Source organism: Paenibacillus naphthalenovorans, from assembly GCF_900099895.1.
Taxonomy (GTDB): domain Bacteria; phylum Bacillota; class Bacilli; order Paenibacillales; family NBRC-103111; genus Paenibacillus_G; species Paenibacillus_G naphthalenovorans.
Genome location: NZ_FNDY01000004.1, coordinates 91934 through 108185 on the forward strand (window position 1 = coordinate 91934; position 16252 = coordinate 108185).

Genomic DNA, 16252 nt, shown 5'->3' on the forward strand with positions numbered 1-16252 from the left:
ATGGACCCTGCTTCTGTTAGTGAAGCAGGGTCCATTTGATTTATCCGGCTGGAGGAGGAACAGGTACAACCTTTACGGGCTTAATCTTACTGAGCCAATATTCGACGTCCCTTGTGCCGAAGCCCCCGCCATAGACATCGGCACGATCATTGATTTTACTTAGTATATCGCTGATATCCCGCAAACCGGGATATTCAAGATCGGGTCCGGTGAGGACCAGCACAGGACTATTCCTCAGCCCCCATTTGACCCCGATCGCTTTTAAGGTTTGGCCTGGAAACAATCGCGGCTTATTCTCCGGATCATATAAAGCGCTTGACAACGTAGGATCGGTGCCGTCTACGGTATAATAAATGGCTGCGTCAGCCGGCAAGGTCGACAATGTGACTTCAAACCACATATTGCCGGCGGGTTGAAGAGAAGGCACAATGGCGCCGACCTCCCGTCTTTGGTCTCGGATCACATCAATCCCAAAGGTCTGTGTCATCCCGCTTTGCGCTTGTACAACGACGGTGACGGGATTCGATCCTTCTTGCAAAAAGGAAACCTCAATGGACTGAGTCGTCGGATCGAAACGGGCCCCGGTTACCTGAACAATAGACGCGTAATCGGAAATGATCGGATCAAGCGTCACATGGGACATCTCGTTGGGTACCGTCACGATAAAGCGATCCGGGGCCCGCTCTACTACAGCCGATGGCGATTGGGCGTAAAGATGTTTAAGCTCCGCATCGTTCGACGGCGGACCTATCCTAATGGTCCATCGGCTTGGAATGTGTTCGACAGAATGAACGGTTAACGCGAGTGAGTACTGTTGTCCGTAAGGCAAGGAATCGATATGGATACGATTCATGTCACGCGTTACGCCTTCAGACGGGAACAAGTCAAACGTCGCTGACGGATCGCTTAAAACCACGTCCAGATTGGCCTGGTATACGCTTGAGGTAACAGGCATATAGAATGTTTGCAGATGCTCGTAAGGAATGAGCGGAGTCCCGTTATATGTCACTCCGGTAACCGTTGCCTGATATGGAAGAGTTTTGATGATATCCAGCGTATACAGCTTCTTCGTAAGCTGGTCCGCCGCAGTCACTTCAATCTTCGCCGTATTGTTCACTTCGGGAAGAAAAATGTGAAACGGCTCATTTTCCGGAAGCAGTTTCCCGTTTACTCGAACCGTTTGGCCGGGTTTCCGATCTACCGTCCCTTGTATACGATTTACGTTCCCCGGTACGTTCCAGGTAAGATGAGTATCGTCCAGATATCCTTGGCCGGCGCCGCTTTCGTTAGCTGCCACATAAGTCAGATCCGCGGGTTCAATACGGTTTAGCGCAGCCGGACCGAGCACATTGGCTATATAACCTTTTCGGTGCAAATCTCCCCAGTTCTTAAAAAAACCTCCGGAAACCCAAATATCCCCGTTGGCAAGCGGCAGAAGAGCCGATACGCCGATGATGTGCCCGGGGCCTCCCATCGTTTGTTTCCAATGCTCTTCAAGCGACGTTCCAAACTTGTATACGTATCCCTTGTGCACGTCAGGATTGCCTGACGATATCGCTATTCCCCCTACGACAAATCCGCCGTCCGGCGCGGCCGCCAAATCTCCATTACCGTTTGGAACCCATAAATCCGGCAGCAGCCGGGCTTCATCCGCATAAGAACCGTCTTCTTTGACGACATGTAACTCGGCGTTACCGACATGGGGGGGGAACGACTCCCGCGTCCCCAGAATGACATACCGGTCTTCACCTGCTTGCGCAGCCGACACATAGGCCATCGGAGCCAAACCGGATTTCACCAATCCGTCCGTTCCGAAATCGTTAACCGGAGAAAGCGTGTCCGCGTCGGCGTTATAATGAACTTTAGCCAGAAGACCGTGATTCGCCTGCGTTACCCGATCCCGGGCATAACCTACGACCAAATAATGATCCGAACCGCCGACTTTGACGATTTTGTTTGCAAAATAAGAATCCGCTCCTGAAATCGTAGTCTGAGACAGGATCTGCAAGACCGGATCCGCATTTATTTTTAAACGGTACAGTTGTATGGCCCAAGCGGAATTGATATTCCGGTTGACCGCAATGATATACTCATCTGCGGACTCCATACGTACGATGGAGACGGGATCTGATTTTTCATCGCCTAATCCCGGGGAAAGAGCGGTCAAAGGTTGAAAGAAACCTGCCGGCCCTGCTCCAGGTATGGCCTCATAAACAGCCACAAAGGGACGATGCGTCCCACCCGGCGTATCCGCACGCGTTCCAACGACCAGATACCGGTTCTTTTTGATCTCCAGCACGTCATTCAGCTTGATATTCAACAGCGTGCTCTTCGCCGTGACTTCACCCTGCCCGTTCATCTTGTATAACTGGCTTGTCCCATAACGGGTACCCAGAGCGATCAGTCCCCCGTCCTCCGTCGGTTTCACGGTGGATATGTTCTGTGACATTTCGAACTCGGCAAAATGCTCCTCCAAGTGAAGATCCGGAGATTTGGCGCCCCTATGCACGGTTAAAGTGTAAGGAGTATCCCCTTCTCCCACCCCAATCGTAATCCGGTTCGAGCCCCACAGCAGCGGGACAGGGTTCGAGGGATAGATAGACACCGAATGCTCATTCTCCGCTTCGGCAGCAATGGTCAGACGAGTGACGCTGCCGGAAACATCGATATCATATGTCCTGGTATTTGGGGAGAATTGAAAATCCGGAATTGCGTTGCCGTTTTGATCTGCGAGCGTTAGGGTATGTAATTCATATTCGATCGGATGGGCCTGTGTACGGTTGGCATCCATTTGCAAGAACAAAAAGAATAGCAGACATATGGCGGCTGCAAACCGAACCCTCTTCCGCAGCCCAAGCAGGTGGAGGCCGCAGTCCGCCTCCGGCTTGTGAATCATAAATTTAACTTCCTCTCTGTATAGATCTACCATCCCTATCATATCTTATTTTCGGCAGGAAACCGGATTTTTGATAGTTTTTTAGAAAGAAAGAGATCATCCGAAGACAGATGGAAGCCAAAGCTATTTCTTTTTCATGCCAATCATTATGATAATATAATAAATAATAAGAAAATAACTGACATACTCTTGAATCAAAGGACGATTTCACGGCAAGAAAAAGGGAGATAACGCAATGAATATCCTTAAATTCCGCTCGCAAAAGGAATTGAACCAGGCCGGAGCCGGCATGATCATCGAAATACTGCAAACGAATCCGGAAGCCGTCCTCGGGCTTGCCACCGGAGGTACGCCGGTCGGCATCTATCAGGAACTGGCGGCAGCGCATCGTCAAGGGCTGGTCAGCTTTGCGAAGGCCGCCGTATTTAATCTCGATGAATATGTGGGGCTTGAGCACGGCCATCCTGAAAGCTATTACAGCTATATGCAGCGGCATTTACTGGGCAAAATAGACATTCCTCCGAAGCAGTGCCACATTCCCGACGGCATGGCGGCCGATTTGGAATCGGAGTGCAGGCGCTATGACCGCGTGCTGGAGGAAGCCGGGCCAATCGATCTGCAAATGCTTGGCATCGGTCACAACGGACATATCGGCTTTAACGAGCCGGATGAGGAACTGGAGCACGTAACGCACGTAGTCGAACTCCATGAGCAAACGCGCGAGGCGAATGCCCGTTTCTTCGGCATGCCGAAGAAAGTGCCTGCACAGGCGATCACGATGGGAGTCGGAACGATACTCAAGGCCAAAAGGATTCTTCTTGTCGTCCGCGGACCGGACAAAGCCGATATTGTAAAAAGGGCGCTGCAAGGGCCGGTCACGACGAAATGTCCGGCGTCTTTTCTGCAGACCCATCCAGATGTAACGGTGCTTTTGGATACGGATGCGGGGAGTGGGCTAGGATGAACTCAAGAATAAAAACAACGCTTATCCTTCATGCGAACATCGTCACTTTAGACAGGGTCCTTGCACAAGGCTATGCTTTTCTGCAGGGGGACATCATTCAAGAGACGGGGCCTATGCAGGAGCTGGACCCGCAGCTCCTGCAGCTTGCAGAAGAAATCATCGATGCCGGCGGCTTCTGGCTGTTGCCCGGTTTTATCGATGTGCATGTGCACGGAGGGGACGGACATGACTTCATGGACGCGTCTGCCGAAGCGCTGGAAGGAATTACACGCTTCCATGGGAGCCACGGGACAACGACGATGCTGGCGACGACGACGACTGCTCCGCAAGAGGAGCTAGCAAAGGTACTGCAATCGGTTCATTCGTTCCGGAATAAACAAATGCCCTATGCACAGCTGGAAGGAGTACATTTGGAAGGACCGTTCATCAGTCCGGCATATCCCGGCGCCCAGAACCCCGCCTACATCGTTGCACCCCGGCAGCAATGGATAGACGATTGGACAAGGCAGTACCCGGGGCTGATCCGGTTGTTGACACTGGCTCCCGAAAGGGAGGGCGCGTTGCCTCTCATCGAGAAGCTGTCCGGTCAAGGGATCGTTGTCGCTTGCGGTCATACCGACGCTACTTACGCACAAATCAGAGAAGCCGTCCGGCACGGCCTGCGCCATGCGGTTCATACGTTTAATGCGATGAAAGGGCTGCATCACAGAGAGCCGGGCGTCGTCGGCGCCGTCTTGACCGAGGATGCCATCGGTGCGGAAATGATTGCAGACGGCCGCCATATCCACCCGGCATGCATCCGTCTTCTTATGCAGGTGAAACGCAGCGATAACCTGATGCTGGTTACGGACGCCATATCCGCCGCCGGGCTTGGCGACGGGGATTACCGGTTCGGCGGGCTCGAGGTGACAGTACGAAACGGAGCCGCCACATTAAAGGACGGCCGCACCTTGGCTGGCAGTACCCTGACGATGATCGATGCGTTTCGGTTCATGGTCAACACCATCGGCGCATCAGTGCCCGAGGTCAGCAGGATGGCCAGCCATAACCCTGCCAAGGCTCTCGGCATTGCGGACAGGACCGGAAGTATTGCGCCCGGTAAACAGGCCGATCTGCTGCTGGTGTCTCCGGAGCTGTCGATCGACAAAGTATGGGTGAAGGGCAGCCTTGTTTTGTTCTAAAATGGAAAAATAAAATCCCGCCGATGTTCGTTATAACGAAATCAGCGGGGAACCTTGAAGCTTGATAAAGTCTTAGCCGCGGCATAGCGAATAAAAGCCTGTTTAGATGAACGGACTCAGGTCCGTTACTTTCCAAACAGGCTTGGTTGAATTGATGTTCCATATGAACGTCCGGCTGAGCCGCATGAACGGAGAAGCCTCGTCCAGCAGAGTCATTCCAACACTTCATGGGTATGCGATAATGCGCTGCCGCTGCAAGATCGCAAGCATCCGTCACAGGCGCATCAGCTTCCGCTGCAATATGTCCTGCCTCCATTATTCGGGTGACGGCCGTCCTCTTATGATGGCATTAAACCCGTTCATTCACCATACGGTTCGTCAACGAACCGAGCTTCTCGATCTCGATCGTCACGACATCGCCGTCTTTAAGGTAGACCTGCTTATCCTCCGGATATCCCATAACCACACCCTCCGGTGTTCCCGTTAGAATGATGTCCCCCGGTACCAGCGTCATATGTTGAGAAATGTAGCTAACGATTTCGTCGCAATGGAATATCATATCCGACGTATTGGAATTTTGCCGCACTTCACCGTTTACGATGCTGCGAATGCCGAGGTTGTTCGGGTTGCCGACTTCATCGGCCGTCACCAAGTACGGTCCAAGCGGACTGAAGCCATCGCAGGACTTACCGAGCAGCCACTGCTGCGTACGCATTTGCAGATCGCGGGCGGACAGATCGTTCACGTTGCAGTAGCCAAACACATAATCCAGCGCGTTTTCTTTCGCCACATATTTCGCCTGCTTGCCGATCACAATGCAGAGCTCGGCTTCATAGTCCACTTTGCTGCTGACGCTCACGGGCAGCGGCACATCATGTCCGTGGCCGGTTAACGTATTGTTGAACTTGTTAAACAATATCGGATATTTCGGAATCGGCGAATTCGTCTCCTCTGCATGCTTCCGGTAATTCAGTCCGACACAAATGATTTTGTTCGGATGGGTTACGCAAGGTCCAAAGGTCAGCTTGGATTCATCCAGCACATACGCTTCGCTGCCGCCCGCCGCCAAAGCCTGATCAACGAAATTCTGCAGCGCGCTGACCGCCGCCGGGCCGCCTTCGATCACTTCATGTACGGTTTGCGGAACCGTCTGTCCCGCATTTTGCAGCGTTTGAATCGCTTTTCCAATATGTATGACGCCCCGGTCTGTTTTCACGCCAAGTTGAGCGTTTCCATTCTCCAAAAATGTAAGCAGTTTCATAATTGCATATCCTCCTCAACAGTTTTGTTTTATCAGGCATTCTTCCCGAACGTGGCTCCGCCATCAATGTACAGCGGGGAGCCCATCATGAACCGGGATTCGTCCGATGCGAGGAACAATGCCGCATTCGCCACATCCTCCGGACGGCCTAGCTCGCCGCTCAGCTGACGCTTTTTGATCGACTCGATCGCTTCCTCCGGATTGTCGTAAGACTTTTTGAGGTAATCTTCGACAAACGGCGTAAAAATGGTCCCCGGCAGCAATGCATTGACGCGAATATTGTAAGACGCATAATCGACCTGCATTGATTTGGTCAAGGCCAGCACCGCTCCCTTGCTTGCGGAATAGGAAGCTCGCCGGGCGAGTCCGATTTCGGCAATGCACGAGGACATGTTGATGATCGAGCCTTCCCTGCGCTCCATCATATAGGGCAGCACGAATTTGCAAGGCAAATAAACGCCCCGGATATTGACGCTGATAACACGGTCCCAAGCCTCCGGCTCCACTTCGTGTATGGCGCCGACACCGCTGACGCCGGCATTGTTGAACAGAACGTCGATACGTCCGTACCGGCCAATCACGGTGTCTACCATCGCTTGCACCGATTCCGGGTTCGTCACATTCGCCTGCACGAATATGGCCTGGCCTCCGGCGGCTTGAATGTCCTCCACCGTTTCCTGCCCTTTGTCCTCATGCAGGTCGTTGACGATCACGGTCGCGCCTTCTCTTGCAAACAACAGCGCCGAGCTTCTGCCTATGCCCGATCCGGAACCGGTGATCAGCGTAATTTTGTTCTGCAATCTCACGGGAATCACATCCTTTGCTTTTTACTCCGTTATTGCGGGTTTTGTGACAATCGTTTGGCCAAGGCGCAGATCTCCTCTTTGGCGAGTTCCCGCTTCTCCTCCCATTCGTGCTGGAACATGGAGCAGCTGATCGCCGCTATGACCTTGCCGTCCGCGTCTCGCACCGGCGCCGCCACACAGCTAAAGCCCATCACCGCCTCCTGCAAATCATATGCACACCCGTTTGCTCTGACCTCGGCCAACTGACGGTACAGCTCCTCGCGCGATTGAAGCGTATGAGGCGTAAGCCTCGGTTCCAGCTCCCCTGAAGTGTACAGAGCATCCAGCTCGGCCCGGTCTTGAAAAGCCAGCATCACTTTCCCCAGCGCCGTGGCATGGGCGGGAAACTTGATCCCGGGTTCCGAAGCAAGGCGTACGGGAGAGGGCATCTCTTCCTTGGCTAAATACAGCACCTCGCGCCCCTCCAGCTTCGCCAGCTGGATCGTCTCCTTAATTATATGCTTCGTGATGGAAGCCTCCTTGCGGAAACGGTCGATCAAGCTGAACTGTTTGAAAAAAGCGTTTCCAATATAGCCTAGTCTGGAGCCCAGCGAATAGGTGCCGTCGCTCTCGCGCACAACCCATTCAAGCGCTTCCATCGTATTCAACAAGGAAAACATGGAGCTTTTATGGATGGCCAACCGCTTGGACAGATCGATCAGCTTCAGCCCGGACGGCTGCTGGGCGATCACCTGCAGCACATCGTTCGCTTTTTCGAGTGCCGGTACCCAATACTTCTTTTCCATGCAACCTCCATGCTGTTACACCATAGGTTTACTATAATAAACCAAGGTTTTGTATATTACATCTTCATAGTAGCACCCGGCTTCTTGATATGTCAATCGGAAATTATGCAGAATCGCGGCAGACTGCCCCCTTTCCCGTGAAATGACAAAACCCCGCATGCGCAGCCTTCTTGTGCGATCAGCGGGGAAAGTGAAAGGCTTATTTAATAATAACGGCATATACTTTGCCGGGGCCGTGAATTCCGATCGTCAGGTCGTTCTCGATATCCGCGCTTCGGCTCGGGCCGGTGATCAGATTGAGAGATGAAGCGTACTGCTCCGGCGACGATTTATCCCGGGTAATCCGCTCAAACGCTTCCCCCATCCGGTTCACCAGCTGGCCGGCGCGGAACACGGCAAACAAAATGTCCGTCAACAGGCTGACCGACCGGCCTCTCTGCGGAGAGCACTGAAGCACTAAGGTGCTTGTATTCGCTACGGCATAATCCGGCCATACGATCCCGAGCTGGCACCGCTCCGTACGCTTCAGCAGCTCGCTGCGCTTGGCCCAGTTAGATTCAGGCAGCTCCTCCACGCCCGCCTCAGGCTGAAATTCCAGCTCGCCCGAATTGACGGGCTCCACCCACGGTATAACCTCGATGCCTGCTTCCTTGAGCGCCTCATCCAATCCGAGCGCCTTCAGCTCCTCGTGTTCCCAACGGGAGACGTGCGTTACACCGAGCTCGGCAGCGATCTCCTTCAGCCATGCGCCGATCCGCTGCTTGGCCTCAGAAGCTTCCACAATGAGCACCTTGCCTGTCAAAGCCGTCCAATTCTCGGTAAACAGCGAGATTTTCTCTTCCACTGTGCGATCCAAGTCTTTATACCATTGCGGCGCGCCCCGAAAAGGATGAGCCGGAGCTGTACGAGGTACAGAGCTGCGTCCAAGCCGCGAAGACAAACTGCCGATAAATGCATCTCTGCCTTGGATTGTACCCTTAGTCATAGCGCTGCTCCTCCCCGTTTCGATTTGTCAAAGCGCCTGCACGTCCGGCACTTTCCCGCTTTAGCTCCTGCTGCAGCTCCCGCCACCGCTCGCGGAACGACTGCTTCGGCTTCATTGGAAAATGGCGTGACTGCGTCCAGCCCGCTGCCGGTCCGGGCGCTTTTTTGATCACGCCTTTGCTCACAAACGGCTTCATCAGATAATAGGCGGACTTCGTCGCCATCCGATACAGCTTGACGCTGCCAAACGTTGTCTGGAACGTCTTGAAAGCCACGCGTTCGGCCAGCGGCGTCAACCCAAGCCGCACCTTACGCGCCCGAAGCTGCACAAGCATGTCATGCAGCGGTATCTTCACCGGACACGCTTCATAGCATGCCCCGCATAAGCTGGAGGCGTAGGCCAGCTGCCCCGCTTCCTTCATGTCCTGCTGCAGCAGCGGTGTCAGTACGGCTCCGATCGGGCCGCTGTATACGCTTCCGTAAGTGTGTCCGCCCACGTGACGGTACACAGGACAAACATTCAGACATGCCGCGCAGCGGATGCAGTGCAGCACCTCTTGAAAAACCGGGTCTCCGAGCTGTGCCGACCGCCCGTTATCCAGTATGATCACATGAAGCTCCTCCGGTCCGTCAAGCTCCCCTTCGCGGCGCGGTCCCGTAATCATGGAGGTATACGTGGTCAGCTTCTGCCCCGTCGCACTCCTGGCAAGCAGGTTCAGCACGACCTCAAGGTCATCGTAGGTGGGCACCAGCCGCTCCATTCCCATGATTACGACATGGCATTCGGGGATCGTGCTCACCATCCGCCCGTTGCCTTCATTAGACACCAGCGTGATCGCACCCGATTCGGCTACGCCGAAATTGCAGCCAGTCATTCCGATATCCGCTTGGAGGAAATAGTCGCGGAGCCGCTGTTTGGCATACCGGGCGAGCACCTTGGTTTCCGGCAGGAACGATTCCCCCGCCTCTGCCGAGAACAGGTCGGCGATTTGCTGCTTGTTTTTGTGAATGGCCGGGATGATCAGATGGGAAGGCGTTTCTTTGGCCAGCTGCAAAATATATTCACCCAGGTCCGTCTCAATGGCTTCTATGCCCCGTTCTTCGAGGTGACGATTCAGATGAATTTCCTCCGACACCATGGATTTGCCCTTGGCGACCAGCTTGGCGCGGCGTTTTTCGGCAATGCCCATGAACGTTTGGACCGCCTCATCCCCGGTACGGCAGAAGTACACATGTCCGCCGGCCTTGGCAACATTGTCCGAGAATTGCGTCAGGTAGTAATCCAGGTTGTCCACAACGTGCTTTCGGATCTGCCGTCCGCGTTCCCGCCATTCCTCCCACTGGCCAAAATCATCCGTCGCCATTTTCTTGCCGGTCTTCAGCTTATCGGTTGTAAACGCTACCGCTTTGCGAAGAAAATCATCCGCCAGCGCTTCCTCCGTCCGCTGCTTCAGCCCTGTCCCGATCAGTTCCTTTTCATTTGCGACCTGCCGACTCACCCCGCTTCACCCCTTCCTCCAGCAGCTGCGCCAAATGCATGACGCGTACCGGCTTATTTTCTTTATTTAAACGGCCGCCGATATTCATCAGACAGCCCATATCCGTACCGACAAGCACGCTGGCGTTGGTCGAGCAGACGTTGGCCGCTTTCTCGCACACCATGGCCTCCGACATGTCCGCCATTTTAACCGCGAACGTGCCGCCGAAGCCGCAGCAGTCCTCTTTATACGGTAGATCGATCAGCTCCAGCCCTTTCACATGGGCCAGCAGCGTGCCGGGCTCCTCCCTGACGCCAAGAAGACGCATGGCATGACAGGACGGATGATAAGTGACTTTTTCCGGAAACTCCGCAGCCAAATCCTTTATCCCCAGCACATTGACCATAAATTGGGAAAACTCGTACGTTTTTTCAATCAGCCGTTCCGCTTTTGCCTTCCATTCCGGTTCGTTCTCAAACAATGACGGATAGTAATGATGCACCATTCCCGTACAGGAGCCCGACGGCGATACCACATAATCGCTGTGCTCGAATGCGCGAATCCAATTGCGCGCCACTTCACGGGCTTCATCTTGATAGCCGCTGTTGTATGCAGGCTGGCCGCAGCAGGTTTGCAGCTCCGGGAAATCCACCTCGCAGCCGTACCGGTGCAAAAGCCGGACGACGCTCTCGCCGACCTCCGGGTACAACTGATCGGCCAGGCAGGTAATAAATAAGGAAACTCTCATGGGAATCCATCCTTTTCATTATGAGTTCACTCACTTATCAGGTTATCAGATAAGTTACGTTTTGAAAAGGGGGTCGGGTCCATTTCGGGGCGTTCCTCCAATCTCGCTTCCATGCCGACGGCACTACTTTTTCAGAAATTTCAGCAGGATCTGCTCGACGTGGGCCAGATGGCGCCCCATTTGTTCTTGTGCCGCCGCCGCATTTTGGCCGCGAATGGCTTCATATACCGCTTGATGCTCCTGCCAAAGCCGTATGGATACCTGGCGGTTGGCGTACATCTCCAGCCTGCGGGTCTCACGGATCGCCGTCTGCATCTGGGACGAGATCGAATCGATCAGCCGGACCATGATTGAATTATGTGTGGCCTCGGACAAGATCAAGTGAAATTCGATGTCCGACCGTTCTCCTTCTTCCTCATCGCCGAGGTATGCCTCCATCCGCTTCAGCACCGCCTCAAATTTACGAAGATCCTCGTCCGTCCGCTTCTCGGCCGCCATACCTGCCCCGGCAATCTCCAGCGCCTTCCGCGCCTCGATCAGCTCCAGCACCGTCTCCTTGCTCATCAGCAGCGAATCGAACTCCGGCAGCCCCACATCCCGCGATTCGATACTTCGCACATAGCTGCCCTCGCCCTGATAAATCTCTACCAGCCCCATGGCCTTCAGGGCGCTGAGCGCTTCCCTGACAGTTGAGCGGCCTACCTGAAAGCGTTCGGACAGCTCTTTCGTTGAAGGGAGCTTCTCTCCGGGCTTCAATCCGCCAGACACAATCTGCTCCTTGATTTGCTCCGCTATGGCTTCATAGATTTTGTGCGTTCTGATCTTTTGGATTTCCAACCATGACTCCCCCTGTCTGTCGTTGCCTCCGATATTCATTATACCCGGATTCTCAAGGAGCACAACCAGACGGGATCGCGTCCCCGGGCCTTCCCATACCCAAACCGTCCATTCAACGCCGCCCGGCACCTTCCAAGCCCCCGGATTATCTATGTGCTAAAAATAAACCGCCGAACAACGCCCGGCGGCTTTCCTTTGGTTAAAACATCCGTGCAACCGCATCTTTTCCGATCATCCCCGGCACGATGCCGAGCTCCACCGCACCATAGGTTACAGATTCCAAGGGGGCTTCCAGCAGCTCCTCAATCGTCCTGACCCCCGTTGCCCGACCGGCGATAATCCCTCTTTCTTTCAGCCGCTCGTTCAATAGTCCGACGTCTAAGGCCCCGCACATGATATAGCCTCTATCCGTAGTCACGGCGAGCAGCGTTGTTTTGGGCAGCTTCACTTCGACCGCGAGAGCGATGCGTCCTCCCATATCAATCGGTTCCAATCGCATCATGATAAGCACTCCTCTTAATGACCTTGTGCTGTCAGTATATGTATGCTCTGCCCCATGCGTGCCATTGACGTTATGCATCTATAAGGTCCCTGCTGCTTTTCATGATAAAATAGTGGTATAGTATAATATACCTATTTCAATTAAGAGGAGACGCCTATGGAGAAAGTCAATCCGCGCAAGCGCAAATTTTTGTTCAACGTAGACATCATGATAGAGGATGAAACCAACGGGCGTGCCTTGGAAACACTGCTGCACTTGTTGAATACCAACGATGTCGAGGATTATCAAATCAAGCAAGGGGTGGAATTAGGTAAAAAAATCAAAAAGGCTCTGAATGAAACGGTGATCAAAAAAAGTACCGTGCGGGCAGAGTCGACGACATCTTCGCCCGAAGACAAGAGAGACGGCAAGGCCAATGAGCCTTCCCTTCAGGAGAACGATCCTCACAAGCTGATCTGGGAAAAAATGATGACGTTCCAGCAGAACAATACCCTGCTCCGGCTGTCCGTCGTCAAGGGCAAGGGCATCAAGCTCAGCATGCCCTGTCGGATCATCAGCGTAGACTCGGCAAGCGGGAACGTGACGGTCTATCATGTAGACGAGAAAAAAGTCTATCTGTTTAAAATCAACGAAATCGACGATTATGAAATTCACTAATGGGTAAGTACGAAGAATAGCCTTGAACTTCATTGCACAGATGACTCCGCAGGAATTCAAGCTCTTCTTCCGTTTCACCCCTTTCGGCGCTCACACGCAGACTCCGATGTGCTGTCATCGGCATCATGGACGGCTGCAATGTTCGCATCGCCGCCTTGGGTGACGCCCTTCCCCGACGAAGGAGATGCCGATCCGCAACTTATCGGTCGGCAGCCATTACGGCTGCTCCGAAAGCATAAAAAAACGCCCGGTGCACCGGACGATCTCTGTGTTGAATTATGATTCGGACGGGCTTTTCCAAGCCGCAAGCGCCAGAAACAGCCACCCCAACAAAAAGGCAATGCCCCCGATCGGAGTAATCGCTCCGAGTGCCGTAATGCCCGTTATACTCAAAACATAAAGACTTCCCGAGAACAAGATGATGCCGATCAGCATAAACCACCCTGCACGGCGCAGATGTCCGCCGGCCGGAAGAATCGATGCGCACAGTCCTATGGCGATCAGCCCCAGCGAATGCATCATTTGGTACTGCACGCCGGTCTGGTAGTTTGCCAGCATGTTCGGCGTCAACACCTCTTTCAATCCATGCGCACCGAACGCGCCGAACGCGACGGACAAAAGCGCGCAGATGCTGCCGATGGCGACAAACGTTCTGTTCATTCTCTGCTCACCCCCCCATCTCTTCGGACCCGCTTAAACCATCTGTCCGACATCATGCTGACCGATGATCAAAGTGACCGGTTCAAGAAAGACACGGGTAGACGTCGGTTGAGCGATCAAATCGAATTCGACATCAATCACCCTGAAGCGCTCCCGTCTGCCTTCTCTTTTATCATGTACCACTTCAAATTCTTTAAGTCCCAACGGATATGAAACCACGGTAGACCCTACGGACAGCATCGCCGCTTCATATTCTCCATGGTTGAACAAGACCTCAGACATGATCTCGTCATTCATATCTACAATTTTGACCATTTGGCAGATCATATACTTCATTGCCTTCCTCCTTCGGTTAAAGGGTACCGCCGTACGGCCGGCTTATGAATCCGTACCCCGAATACCTTTAGTGATTCAACACGGCATCCCTGCATTCCTCTTTTTTTCAACAGGATTTGACATCATCATTTCGAGCTCAGCAAAAAAACGATCTCCGGCTTTCCGCTCGGGTGGCAAAACGAAGCATTCCGTCATAATATGCAACATCCAAGCCTTAGGAGATGAAAACGGTGAGCAAAAACAAAAATTTCAAAAAGAAAACCCCCCCATCCTCCATTGATAAAAACCGGTTCAATATGAAGGTTGTCACCTCAGATGTCTGCGCACGCTGTCTCAAATGCGAAAGAGGACGGCGCTACCTGCAAAAAATGTCGCTGCCCGGTGCTGTGGGTAAAGGCGTACCCTGTATACTGACCAAAGGCAAAGCTTACGGCTGACTCTCCGTTAACCGGTGGGCAAGTATCCGGCATTTCAGAAGGTCATGGCTTGGCAGCATTTGTTCAAGTCCGGCTGAAGTACTATAATAATAATGTTTGATACACGACCGGGAGTAAACTCCTTTACGCATTACGCTTTTTTGAAAGACGAAAAAGGGGATTATACCAATGGAAATCTATCACATCGAGGATGCGTCGCTTTTCCCTAACTCCGGGCCGGAGGAACGGAGAAAACGGATTCTTGTGATAACGGCCGTCGACGCCGAGAAGGATGCGATATGCCGGGGGCTGAAGGGGGACGGCCGATTTGACGTCCTGGCAGCAGGCGTTGGTCCGATAGCCGCCGCAGTCGGCACTGCGGCGGTCCTGGCGTCGGCCAAGTCCGATTATGACCTGGTGATTAGCGCCGGAATCGGCGGCGGGTTCCCGGGACGGGCTCCCATCGGCTCCCTGGTTGTCGCCGAGGAGATGGTCGCCGCCGATCTGGGAGCCGAGACCCCCGAGGGCTTCGTCAGTCTGGACAAGCTGGGGTTCGGTACAGCCCGCGTACACGCCCACGGCAGCCTGGTTGAACGGGTGACGGAGGCACTCCGGAATGCCGGGCTGCCGGTACATACGGGTCCGGTCCTGACGGTGTCGACGGTAACGGGTACGGCCGCTACCGCTGCAGCACTGTCCGCCCGGATCCCGGGTGCCGCTGCAGAAGGAATGGAAGGTTATGGCGTGGCTGCGGCCGCCGTCAAATTTGGCATACCCGTTTTGGAAATCCGCGCGATTTCCAACCCGGTTGGCCCAAGGGACCGTGACGCGTGGCGAATCGGGGACGCCCTGAATGCGTTAGAAGCAGCAAGTACAATCCTGAGGGAGGCTCAACTATGAAAATCGCCTTTTCACCTTGTCCCAACGATACTTTTGTTTTTCATGCCTGGGCGCATGGGCTGCTGCCCGGTGCGCCGAAGCTGGACGTGCAGTATGCAGACATCGATATCACCAATAACCTGGCGGCCAATGGCAGCGGGCCGGAAGTGCTTAAAATCTCCTATGCGGCTCTACCTTGGGCGATGTCCGAATATGCCCTCTTACCGTGCGGCGGCGCGCTCGGCAGAGGCTGCGGGCCGCTGGTGCTGACGAAGGACGGCACGAATGACCCTTCGATATTGTCCGGCCGGCGGATTGCGGTGCCAAGCGAACGCTCGACCGCCTATCTGCTGTTTCGGCTGTGGGCGGCCCAGCAAGTACCTGGAGGCGTGGGCGAGATTGTGGTGATGCCATTTCACGAAATCATGCCAGCGGTACGAGACGGCTCGATCGACGCCGGATTGGTTATCCACGAAGCGCGCTTCACCTACCCGTCGTACGGGCTTTCTCTTCTGGTCGACCTGGGAAACTGGTGGGAGGGTGATACCGGCTTTCCCATTCCGCTGGGTGCGATCATAGCCCATCGTTCTCTGGACCTTGATGCCATTGCCCGGTGGACCCGTGCGTCTGTCGAATATGCCTGGGCACATCCGGAAGCGTCACGGGATTACATCCTGAGTCACGCTCAGGAAATGGATCCCAAAGTCGCGCAAGCTCACATCGATTTATACGTTAACGAATTCACCGCGGACTTAGGCGAAGACGGATACGCCGCGGTTACGACTTTGCTCCGCAGGGCGTTTGAAGAAGGACTGATACCGGCGGTTGATTTTGCCGCTTTAAGAAACAAAAATCATTGAAA

17 protein-coding genes are annotated in these 16252 nt (G+C 54.0%); 6 read left to right on the forward strand and 11 right to left on the reverse strand.

Features of this window, described 5'->3' with window-relative positions; genetic code table 11:
• Positions 1–40: 40 nt before the first annotated feature.
• Positions 41–2896 (reverse strand): cadherin-like beta sandwich domain-containing protein, encoded by a 2856-nt coding sequence (locus BLT35_RS05760; protein WP_074727262.1) that lies wholly within the window; start codon positions 2894–2896, stop codon positions 41–43.
• A 235-nt stretch (positions 2897–3131) separates the two neighbouring features.
• On the opposite strand from BLT35_RS05760, the gene nagB reads away from it, so the two are divergent.
• Together nagB and nagA are read left to right on the forward strand one after the other, a co-directional pair.
• Positions 3132–3860 (forward strand): glucosamine-6-phosphate deaminase, encoded by a 729-nt coding sequence (gene nagB / locus BLT35_RS05765; protein WP_074727263.1) that lies wholly within the window; start codon positions 3132–3134, stop codon positions 3858–3860.
• On the forward strand, positions 3857–5041 hold the full coding sequence (gene nagA, locus BLT35_RS05770; protein WP_074727264.1) for an N-acetylglucosamine-6-phosphate deacetylase: 1185 nt from the start codon (positions 3857–3859) through the stop codon (positions 5039–5041). Before nagB ends, nagA begins: the two co-directional genes overlap by 4 nt.
• A gap of 349 nt (positions 5042–5390) precedes the next feature.
• Here nagA and BLT35_RS05775 read toward each other — a convergent pair whose 3' ends face one another.
• The 8 genes from BLT35_RS05775 to BLT35_RS05810 form a co-directional block, all read right to left on the reverse strand.
• Positions 5391–6302 carry a fumarylacetoacetate hydrolase family protein gene (locus BLT35_RS05775; protein ID WP_054817156.1) on the reverse strand — a complete coding sequence of 304 codons (912 nt, stop codon included), beginning with the start codon at positions 6300–6302 and terminating at the stop codon, positions 5391–5393.
• Between the two features lie 32 nt (positions 6303–6334).
• Complete coding sequence (locus BLT35_RS05780; protein ID WP_074727265.1) at positions 6335–7108, reverse strand: SDR family NAD(P)-dependent oxidoreductase; 774 nt, start codon at positions 7106–7108, stop codon at positions 6335–6337.
• 29 nt (positions 7109–7137) lie between these two features.
• Complete coding sequence (locus BLT35_RS05785) at positions 7138–7893, reverse strand: IclR family transcriptional regulator (protein ID WP_074727266.1); 756 nt, start codon at positions 7891–7893, stop codon at positions 7138–7140.
• 199 nt (positions 7894–8092) lie between these two features.
• Positions 8093–8878 (reverse strand): LutC/YkgG family protein, encoded by a 786-nt coding sequence (locus BLT35_RS05790; protein ID WP_074727267.1) that lies wholly within the window; start codon positions 8876–8878, stop codon positions 8093–8095.
• Positions 8871–10376 (reverse strand): LutB/LldF family L-lactate oxidation iron-sulfur protein, encoded by a 1506-nt coding sequence (locus tag BLT35_RS05795; protein ID WP_074727268.1) that lies wholly within the window; start codon positions 10374–10376, stop codon positions 8871–8873. Before BLT35_RS05795 ends, BLT35_RS05790 begins: the two co-directional genes overlap by 8 nt.
• On the reverse strand, positions 10354–11103 hold the full coding sequence (locus tag BLT35_RS05800; protein WP_062406886.1) for a (Fe-S)-binding protein: 750 nt from the start codon (positions 11101–11103) through the stop codon (positions 10354–10356). The genes BLT35_RS05795 and BLT35_RS05800 overlap by 23 nt, the downstream gene beginning before the upstream one ends.
• Positions 11104–11226: 123 nt before the next feature.
• On the reverse strand, positions 11227–11940 hold the full coding sequence (locus BLT35_RS05805; protein ID WP_074727342.1) for a FadR/GntR family transcriptional regulator: 714 nt from the start codon (positions 11938–11940) through the stop codon (positions 11227–11229).
• 199 nt (positions 11941–12139) lie between these two features.
• Positions 12140–12442, reverse strand: a complete 303-nt coding sequence (locus tag BLT35_RS05810) for a YunC family protein (RefSeq protein ID WP_054817153.1) — start codon at positions 12440–12442, stop codon at positions 12140–12142.
• Between the two features lie 156 nt (positions 12443–12598).
• Between BLT35_RS05810 and BLT35_RS05815 the strand changes: the two genes are divergently transcribed.
• On the forward strand, positions 12599–13099 hold the full coding sequence (locus BLT35_RS05815) for a hypothetical protein (protein WP_083351207.1): 501 nt from the start codon (positions 12599–12601) through the stop codon (positions 13097–13099).
• Between the two features lie 276 nt (positions 13100–13375).
• Here BLT35_RS05815 and BLT35_RS05820 read toward each other — a convergent pair whose 3' ends face one another.
• Together BLT35_RS05820 and BLT35_RS05825 are read right to left on the reverse strand one after the other, a co-directional pair.
• On the reverse strand, positions 13376–13759 hold the full coding sequence (locus tag BLT35_RS05820; RefSeq protein ID WP_074727269.1) for a DUF423 domain-containing protein: 384 nt from the start codon (positions 13757–13759) through the stop codon (positions 13376–13378).
• A 33-nt stretch (positions 13760–13792) separates the two neighbouring features.
• A complete protein-coding gene (locus BLT35_RS05825) occupies positions 13793–14095 on the reverse strand; it encodes a hypothetical protein (protein ID WP_054817150.1) in 303 nt (100 codons plus the stop codon).
• A gap of 221 nt (positions 14096–14316) precedes the next feature.
• Between BLT35_RS05825 and BLT35_RS05830 the strand changes: the two genes are divergently transcribed.
• The 3 genes from BLT35_RS05830 to BLT35_RS05840 all read left to right on the forward strand — a co-directional run bounded on the left by BLT35_RS05830 (position 14317) and on the right by BLT35_RS05840 (position 16250).
• Entirely contained in the window at positions 14317–14532 is a 216-nt protein-coding gene (locus BLT35_RS05830) for a hypothetical protein (protein ID WP_054817149.1), read from the forward strand.
• A 168-nt stretch (positions 14533–14700) separates the two neighbouring features.
• Entirely contained in the window at positions 14701–15411 is a 711-nt protein-coding gene (locus BLT35_RS05835; RefSeq protein ID WP_074727270.1) for a futalosine hydrolase, read from the forward strand.
• A complete protein-coding gene (locus BLT35_RS05840; protein ID WP_074727271.1) occupies positions 15408–16250 on the forward strand; it encodes a 1,4-dihydroxy-6-naphtoate synthase in 843 nt (280 codons plus the stop codon). The genes BLT35_RS05835 and BLT35_RS05840 overlap by 4 nt, the downstream gene beginning before the upstream one ends.
• Positions 16251–16252 lie beyond the last annotated feature (2 nt).